Consider the following 8,391-nt stretch of genomic DNA (forward strand, 5'->3'; position numbering starts at 1 on the left):
GCCTCGAAGGAACCGACAACGATGAAGTTGTTCTCCCCGCGCCGTTTCGGCGTCGTGCTGGCCGTCGCGGCCGCACTCGTCCCCCTCGGCGGTGCCGGCGCCGGTGCGGCGCCCTCCGCCGACACCGGTACCGGCCTCCGCGCCGCCGCGAGCACGCTGTCCGTGCCCGACATCGACGACGTCCGTGGCAACCTCACACTGCCGGCGAGCGGCCCGGACGGCACGCGCGTCACCTGGACGTCGTCCGCGCCGTCGGTGATCACCCCGACCGGTGAGGTCACCCGGCCGGCGACCGGCGCCGCGCCCGCGAAGGTCGTCCTGACCGCGAAGGTGAGCCTCGGCCGCGAGAGCACCACCCGGCGGTTCACCGCCACCGTCGTCCCCAAGCCCGCGCAGGAACCCCTGGCCGGCTACAGCTTCTTCTACTTCACCGGCGAAGGCACCTCCGACGGCGAGCAGATCTACTCGGCCCTCAGCAACGGCAACGACCCGCTGAACTGGACCGAGCTCAACAACGGCCGGCCGGTGCTCAAGTCGAGCCTGGGCGAGCTGGGCGTGCGCGACCCGTTCATCCTGCGCTCCCCCGACGGCGACAAGTTCTACCTGCTCGCCACCGACCTGCGGATCTACGCCGGCCGCGGCTGGGACGCCGCCCAGCGGACCGGCAGCCGGTCGATCATGGTCTGGGAGTCGACCGACCTGGCGCACTGGTCGCGCCAGCGCAGCGTCCAGGTGTCCCCGCCGACCGCGGGCAACACCTGGGCCCCGGAGGCGTTCTGGGACGCCAAGCGCGGCACGTACGTCGTCTACTGGGCGTCGAAGCTGTACGCCGAGAACGACCCGAACCACCTCGGCGACAGCTACAACCGGATGATGTACGCGACCACGCGCGACTTCCACACCTTCAGCGCGCCGCAGGTCTGGATCGACCCGGGCTACTCGGTGATCGACTCGACGGTCATCAAGAACCAGGACACCTACTACCGGTTCACCAAGGACGAGCGCAACAACACCTCCTCGACGCCGTGCAGCAAGTTCATCACCGAGGAGAAGGCCACCGACCTGCTCGACCCGCACTACGGCTTCGTCGCCGACTGCCTCGGCAAGGCCACCGCGACCAGCCCCGGCCTGTCCGCGGGCGAGGGCCCGACCGGGTTCAAGTCCAACACCGAGAACAAGTGGTACCTGTTCATCGACGAGTTCGGCGGCCGCGGTTACGTCCCGTTCGAGACCACCGACCTCGACTCGGGCAAGTGGACGATGTCGACCGGCGCGCACCTGCCCGCGTCGCCGCGGCACGGCACCGTCCTGCCGGTCACCCAGGCCGAGATGAACCGCCTGAGCGCACCGCCGGTCCCGCCGAAGGCCGACGCGAAGGGCCTGGTCGCGCACTGGCCGCTCGACGCGAAGTCCGGCACGGTCGCGGCCGACACCACCGGCCACGGCTACGACGGCGCCCTCGCCGGTGACGTCTCCTGGACCGGCGGCGCACTGGCCTTCGGCGGCAAGAACGGGCACGTCCAGCTGCCGAACAACCTGCTCACCGGCGCCTCGGCGGCCACCGTGTCGGCCGACGTCCTGGTCGAGGAGAACCAGCAGACGCCGTACTTCCTGTGGGGGCTGGGCAACACGGCCAAGGACGGCACCGGCAACGGCTACCTCTTCACCACCGGCGGTACGGCGAGCGGCGGCTTCCGCGGCGCCATCGCCACCGGCAACTGGACCACCGAGCAGGCGGTGGACTCCGGCGGCGGGCTGCCGCGCGGGGTGTGGAAGAACGTGACGCTCACCGTCGGCAACGGCGTGGAGGTGCTGTACCTGGACGGCGTCGAGGTGGGCCGCAACGCGAACGCCACGCTCAAGCCGGCGGACCTCGGCGGCGGCGTCACGGCGGCGAACTACCTCGGCCGGTCGGTGTACGCCGGCGACAAGACCTTGACCGGCAAGATGAAGGACGTGCGGCTGTACAACCGGGCGCTGTCCGGGCCCGAGGTCGCCACGCTCCCGTCGAACAGCACCGCGATCCGCTCGGTGCAGCTCGACGCGCTCAAGACACCGGCCGTCATCGACGCCGGGGCCGGGACGGTCGTGCTGCCGGTCAAGCCGGGCACCGATCTGCGCCGGCTCGCGCCGAAGTTCGGCTTGGCGCCGGGGGCCACCATCTGGCCGGACAACGGGAAGCCGGTCGACCTCGGCTCGCCGAAGCAGTTCACGGTGACCGGCGCCGGCGGCGACCGTCGCGTGTGGACGGTCGAGGCGCACGAGGTGCGCAGCCCGGTGCTGCCCGGCTACCACGCCGATCCGAACATCGTCGCGTTCGGCGACACCTATTACCTCTACCCGACCACCGACGGCTTCGACGGCTGGAGCGGGACGAAGTTCTCGGCGTGGTCGTCGAAGAACCTCGTCGACTGGACGGACGAGGGCGTCATCCTCGACCTCGGCAAGGACGTCGGCTGGGCCGACAAGAACGCCTGGGCGCCGACGATCGCGAAGCACGGCGGGAAGTACTACTTCTACTTCTGCGCCGAGGCCAAGATCGGCGTCGCGGTGAGCGACTCCCCGACCGGCCCGTTCGTCGACTCCGGCAAGCCGCTGATCGCGAAGAACCCCGACGGCGGCCAGGCCATCGACCCGGCGGTGTTCCTCGACCACACCGGACAGCCGTACCTGTACTGGGGCAACGGCAACGCCTACGTCGTCCCGCTCAACGCCGACATGGTGTCCTACGACAGCGCGAAGATCACCCGCCTGACCGGCCTGAACGACTTCCGCGAGGGGCTGTTCACGGTGGAGCGGAAGGGCACGTACTACCTCAGCTGGTCCATCGACGACACCCGCAGCCCGGACTACCGCGTCGGCTACGCCACGGCGCCGAGCCCGACCGGGCCGTTCACCAACCGCGGCCTGCTCCTGAGCAAGGACGCCCACCTGGGTGTCCTCGGCACCGGGCACAGCTCGATGCTGCAGGTCCCGGGCACCGACGACTGGTACCTCGCCTACCACCGCTTCGGCATCCCGGGCGGCGACGGCACCCACCGCGAGACGACGATCGACAAGCTGACGTTCCGCCGCGACGGCTCGATCGCCCCGGTCGTCCCGACGCTGGAAAGCGTGCGGCCGCAGCGGATCCCGTGGCACTGCGGGGCGGTCCGGGCAACCTGAGCCCGGGTGGGCCACTCGTCCGGGTGGCCCACCCGATGCGGTGAGACGGAGATCACCAGCGGCGGCGTTTACCCCGGCCTGCCCGGGGTAAACATCCGCCGTTCGGGTTGCTTCACTGCTTTCCGCCTCAGGAGTCGTTTGATGACCAGCGTCCTGACCGACAACCTCGGGAACTCGCGTCCGGTGCCCCGGCCGCGCCCGCGTCCGGTCACGTCCGACACGCTCGCGGAACTCGGTCGCCTCGCCGCGCTGGCCGAGCTCGCCCGGCGCTCCTCGCCGTCCCTGATGCACCACGCGATCCTCGCCGGAACCTCCCCCGCCACGGTGGCGGCGGCCGCGAAGGTCGACGTCGCCGAAGCGCACATCCGCTGGCACGAATGGGCCGACACGGCGGTCGGCCGCGACGAGTACCTGCGCGTGCACACCGCGTTCGCCGAAGCCGTCGTCGCCCGCCACGAGGCCCTGGAGGAAGACCTGTGCCCGTGACCACCGAAGAGACGACCCTGGCCGACCTGGCCGCGCTCGGCGACGCGGCCACCGAGCTGCTGGCGGAGATCAGCGAGCAGCTGGCGACGGTGGCCTCACGGCGCTGAGGCCGGCCAGCGCCGCCACACGGCGACGTGCAGGATGACCGCCAGGCTGAGCGCGTTCAACGTCGTGTGGGCGGCCCACGCGCCGACGAGCCTCTCCGGCACCGCGGCCCACCGCGCCACCGGCGGGAGGAGCGTGGCCAGCGCGGCCGTCAGCAGGACCACCGGCAAGCTCACCCGGACCGCCGGCCCCGCCTCGAAGAGCATCGCCACGACGAGCACCGACGCGATGGCCGAACCCGCGACCGTCGGCGGCACCCAGAACGTCGCCCCCGCGCAGGCGACGACCACACCGTGGGCCGTCGCCAGGCGGACCGCGCGGCGCCGGATCCGCGCGAACGGCCGGCCGCGCAACGCGACGAAGAAGATCATCTGCCAGGCGCCCAGCACGGCGGAAAACGCGGCGTAGTCCTCCCCCGGCACCACGCCGGTCGGGACCAGGCCCAGGTAGAGCCCCAGCCCGGCGACCCAGCACAGCGCCAGCGCCGCGGCACCCGGCCAGTGCGTGCCGCGGCCGCGGAGGGGCCGGCCCTCGCCGACCAGGGTCAGCTGGAGCATCAGGGTGAAGATGCCCGCGGCCAGCGGCACCGTGTCCCGGCCGAGCCGGGCCAGCACCACGCCCCCGGCCGCGACGAGGGCCGTGTCGGACACGCCCGTCCAGCCGCCGCGCAGCAGGGTGCCGGGCCAGTCCGCCCACCAGAACGCGATCATCGCGACGATCGGCAGCGCGAAGGCGATCGGCGGGCCGAGCACCTCCAGCGTCCGCACCGGTCCGCCCACACCGGCCGCGAGCAGGACCGTCAACGGCAGGACGAACACCAGGCCGAGCAGACCCCGCCCGGGCTGCTCAGAGGACGTCATCGAGGCGGATCGGGAGCCGGTGGTGGCGCTTGCCGGTGGCGTGGTGGACGGCGTTGGCCACCGCCGCGGCGACGCCGACCATCGCGACCTCGCCGAGCCCCTTCACGCCCACCGGGTTGAAGCGCAGGTCGGGCTCGTCGACGAAGCCGACGTCGATGCGGTGGACGTCGGCGTTCACCATGACCGGGTACTCCTCCAGCGTGGCGTTGAGGAAGCCGCCGGAGTGCGGGTCGGGAAGGCTCTCCTCCCGCAGCGCGCCGCCGATGCCCCAGATCACGCCGCCGCGGACCTGGCTCGCCGCGGTCACCGGGCTCGCGACCCGGCCGCAGTCGACGACGCTGACCACCCGCGGCACGCGGATCCGGCACGTCATCGGCTCCACGCGGACCTCGACGAAGTGAGCGACCCAGCTGAACGTGCTGAACTCCGGGTAGACCGGGCCGGCGATGGCCAGGTGGCCGGACTTCGCCTGCCCGGCGGCTTCGGGCGGCTGCCCGGGCGCGATCGTGGTCGCTTCGACCTCGACCGGGTGCCCGATCCGCGTGACCGCCGCGGCGACGTCGACCGGGCCGGTGCCGGCGGCGTCGAGGTGCTTGCGCAGCTCCCGCAGTCCGGAGTGGACGGCGGGCAGCGCGGTCGCGGTGCCCCACGATCCCGCGGTGAGGTGCTGCGGCGCGTACCGGGTGTCGCCGACGCGGACTTCGACGTCCCGGACGGCGATTCCCAGGTCGTTCGCGACGAGCAGGGCGATCGCCGAGCGGATGCCCTGGCCCATCTCGTGGCCGTCGACGCCGACCGTAACCCGGCTGTCCGCGTGCGCGGTGAGGTGGGCGACGGCGGGCGCGATGTGGCCCGGGTAGGCGCCCGCGGCGACGCCCCAGCCGATCAGCGAGCCGTCGCCGGCGCGCATCGAGCCGGGCCGGGGGTCGCGGGCGGCCCAGCCGAAGTCTTCGGCGCCGCGGCGGAGGCATTCGGCGAGGAAGCGGGTGGAGAAGGGCCGCCCGCTGACCGGGTCGGTCAGCGTGTCGTTGGCCAGCCGCAGCGCGACCGGGTCCTGGCCGGTGGCGCACGCGAGTTCGTCGACCGCCGACTCGAACGCGAACATCGCCGAGCTTTCGAACGGCGCCCGCATGTAGCCCGGCGTCTGCACGTCGGTCTGCACCAGGCGGTGCCGGCCGCGGAAGGCGCCGAAGCCGTACAGCCGGGAGGTGACTTCGGTGTGCATCGCCGGGAACAGGTCGTGCCGCGACGTCTGCTGGTCGACCTCGTGCACGGCGCCGAGGATCCGGCCGGTCTCGTCCGCGCCGAGGCGCACGCGGTGGCGGGTGGCCGGGCGGAAGCTGCCGTTGTGGAACGTCTGGGTCCGGGTCAGGACCAGCTTGACCGGCCGGCCCAGGCGCCTGGCGACCAGTGCCAGCGGCGCCAGGTGCGGTTGCAGGGAATTCTTCTGCCCGAAGCCGCCGCCGACGTACGGCGAGCGCACTTCCACGCAGGCCGGGTCGAGGCCGAGCTGCTGGGCCAGGCCGTGCCGGACCGCGGCGGCGTTCTGGGTGCCCTCGTGGACGACCAGGGTACCGCCGCGCCACTGGACGACGGCGCCGTTGAGCTCCATCGGGACCGCGTGCTGGGCGGCGTGCTCGTAGGTGCGGTCGATCCGGACCGGGCTCGCGTCGATCACGGCGTCGGCGTCGCCGACCTTGATGTCGGCGAGGAACGGCAGCGGGATCGCTTCTTCCTGCACGAGGGTGGTCACACCCTCGGCGTCGAGGTGGACGGCGACCGGTTCGGGCGCGTAGTCGGCGGTGACCAGCTCGGCGGCCTCGGTCGCGGCGACCGGCGTCTCCGCGACGACCAGGGCGATCGGCTGGCCGCGGTAGGCGACGCGGTCGTCGAGCAGCGGCTGGAGGCTCTGGAAGGAGAAACCGCCGCCCATGATGAAGCCCGGGCCGCGCAGCTCCTCCTCGTCGAACCGGGTCACCACGAGCAGGACACCGGGCACGGCTTCGGCCGCGGCGGTGTCCACCCGCGACACACGGCCGCGGCCGATCCGCGCCGGGACGAGGGCCGCGTGGGCCAGGCCGTCCGGGACGCGGTCGGTGCCGTAGGCGGCCCGGCCGGTGACCTTTTCGACGGCGTCGGCTCGGGGTGTCATCGGGTGGCCCTCTCTCCGGCCGTGCGCACGGCGTCGGCGACCGTGCGGATGCCCAGCTCGATCCGGAATCCGTTGTGGGTGCCGGGACGCGCCCCGGCGAAGGCGATTTCCCCGGCGTGCCGGGCGTTTTCGGCGGTCAGCGGGGTGCCGCGCAGCACGCGTTCGGCCTCGGTGGCCCGCCAGGGGCGCGTGGCGACCCCGCCGAGCGCGATCCGGCAGTCGCCGACGACGCCGTCCTCGACGGTCAGGGCGACCGCCGCCGAGGCGAGGGCGAAGGCGTAGGACTCGCGGTCGCGGATCTTGAGGTAGGTCGAGCCGCGGCCGGCGGGGGTCGCCGGGACGCGGATGCGGAGGATCAGCTCGCCGTCGTCGAGGGTGTGTTCCCGGGTCGGGTCCTCGGGTTCGACGTGCAGCTCGTGGAGCGGAACGGTGCGTTCGCCGTGCGGGCCGGCGACGTCGACGACCGCGTCGAAGGCCAGCAGCGCGATCGCCCAGTCGCCGGGGTAGGTGGCGATGCAGGTGTCGCTGGTGCCGAGCAGCGCGTGGGTGCGGTCGTGGCCATCACGGGCGGCACAGCCGCTGCCGGGTTCGCGCTTGTTGCAGGGGAACTCGGGCCCGCCGCGGAAGTAGCCGCACCGGGTGCGCTGCAATAGGTTCCCGCCGACGGTCGCCATGTTCCGCAGCTGCTGCGACGCGGCACGCCACAGCGACTCGGCCAGGGCGGGATAGCCGTCCCGGACGGCCGGGTGGTCGGCGACGTCGGCCATCCGGGCCCCGGCGCCGAAGACGAGTTCACGTTCGTTCGTCTCGATCGTCGCCAGCTCGGGCAGCCGGTGCACGTCGACGACGGCCGGCGGGGTTTCGATGCCGAGCTTCATCAGGTCGTACAGCGTGGTCCCGCCGGCGAGGACCTTGGTGCCGGGCACGGCGTCGCGAAGAGCGTCGACGGCGGCGCTCAGGGTGTCGGGCGCGAAGTAGGCGAAGGGACGCATCAGGCCTCCCCCGCAGCTTGCCGGACAGCGGCGACGATGCCGGCGTAGGCGCCGCAGCGGCACAGGTTGCCGCTGAGGTACTCGCGGATCTCGTCGTCGTCGCGCGTGTGGCCTTCGGCGATGCAGGCGAGGCCGGACATGATCTGGCCGGGAGTGCAGTAGCCGCACTGGAGAGCGTCGTGGTCGACGAAGGCCTGCTGCAGCGGGTGCAGGGCACCATCGGGCCCGGCCACGCCTTCGATGGTGGTGACGTCCTGCCCGGCGGCCTGCACGGCGGGCGTCAGGCAGGAGACCACGCGGCGGCCGGCGAGGTGGACCGTGCAGGCACCGCAGTGGCCCTGATCGCAGCCCTTCTTGGTCCCGGTCAGCCCGAGCCGCTCACGAAGGACGTCGAGCAGCGACTCCCGCGGATCGACCCGCAACCGCACGGCCTCGCCGTTGACAGTCGCCTCGACGCTGGTTTCTGAAGTGGACACCCGCCGACGCTAACCGGCACTTGCCCGGCCGCGCTTTCCCGTGATTGCTGCCCGGGACGCCGTTTATTGCGCCCGTCCCGGAAGGGACGACACGCGTACCCCGGCGGACGACACGCGTACTCAGCCGGACGACACGGCCCACGCCCGCACCGGAC

The 8,391-nt window shown here is 72.8% G+C and carries 6 protein-coding genes; 2 read left to right on the top strand and 4 right to left on the bottom strand.

Features of this window, described 5'->3' with window-relative positions:
• The first annotated feature begins 21 nt into the window (after positions 1-21).
• Positions 22-3,165 carry a family 43 glycosylhydrolase gene (locus tag ACWDN5_RS32885; protein ID WP_449679006.1) on the top strand — a complete coding sequence of 1,048 codons (3,144 nt, stop codon included), beginning with the start codon at positions 22-24 and terminating at the stop codon, positions 3,163-3,165.
• Between the two features lie 141 nt (positions 3,166-3,306).
• A complete protein-coding gene (locus tag ACWDN5_RS32890; protein ID WP_310975409.1) occupies positions 3,307-3,651 on the top strand; it encodes a hypothetical protein in 345 nt (114 codons plus the stop codon).
• 95 nt (positions 3,652-3,746) lie between these two features.
• Here ACWDN5_RS32890 and ACWDN5_RS32895 read toward each other — a convergent pair whose 3' ends face one another.
• From ACWDN5_RS32895 to ACWDN5_RS32910, 4 genes are read right to left on the bottom strand one after another with little or no spacing between them, the layout of a single operon-like run.
• Complete coding sequence (locus tag ACWDN5_RS32895) at positions 3,747-4,616, bottom strand: hypothetical protein (RefSeq protein WP_449679007.1); 870 nt, start codon at positions 4,614-4,616, stop codon at positions 3,747-3,749.
• The gene (locus tag ACWDN5_RS32900) at positions 4,603-6,768 is read right to left on the bottom strand and encodes a xanthine dehydrogenase family protein molybdopterin-binding subunit (RefSeq protein WP_449679008.1); all 2,166 of its coding nucleotides are present in this window, start codon (positions 6,766-6,768) and stop codon (positions 4,603-4,605) included. Before ACWDN5_RS32900 ends, ACWDN5_RS32895 begins: the two co-directional genes overlap by 14 nt.
• Entirely contained in the window at positions 6,765-7,760 is a 996-nt protein-coding gene (locus tag ACWDN5_RS32905; RefSeq protein ID WP_310975402.1) for an FAD binding domain-containing protein, read from the bottom strand. The genes ACWDN5_RS32900 and ACWDN5_RS32905 overlap by 4 nt, the downstream gene beginning before the upstream one ends.
• Entirely contained in the window at positions 7,760-8,236 is a 477-nt protein-coding gene (locus ACWDN5_RS32910; protein WP_449679009.1) for a (2Fe-2S)-binding protein, read from the bottom strand. Before ACWDN5_RS32910 ends, ACWDN5_RS32905 begins: the two co-directional genes overlap by 1 nt.
• Positions 8,237-8,391 lie beyond the last annotated feature (155 nt).

It is taken from the genome of Amycolatopsis sp. NPDC003731 (assembly GCF_053586895.1).

What these genes read in the sequence shown, in the direction of transcription:
- ACWDN5_RS32885 (WP_449679006.1), top strand. Translation starts at nt 22, where the DNA reads ATGAAGTTGTTCTCCCCGCGCCGTTTCGGCGTCGTGCTGGCCGTCGCG.
- ACWDN5_RS32890 (WP_310975409.1), top strand. Translation starts at nt 3,307, where the DNA reads ATGACCAGCGTCCTGACCGACAACCTCGGGAACTCGCGTCCGGTGCCC.
- ACWDN5_RS32895 (WP_449679007.1), bottom strand. Translation starts at nt 4,616, where the DNA reads ATGACGTCCTCTGAGCAGCCCGGGCGGGGTCTGCTCGGCCTGGTGTTC.
- ACWDN5_RS32900 (WP_449679008.1), bottom strand. Translation starts at nt 6,768, where the DNA reads ATGACACCCCGAGCCGACGCCGTCGAAAAGGTCACCGGCCGGGCCGCC.
- ACWDN5_RS32905 (WP_310975402.1), bottom strand. Translation starts at nt 7,760, where the DNA reads ATGCGTCCCTTCGCCTACTTCGCGCCCGACACCCTGAGCGCCGCCGTC.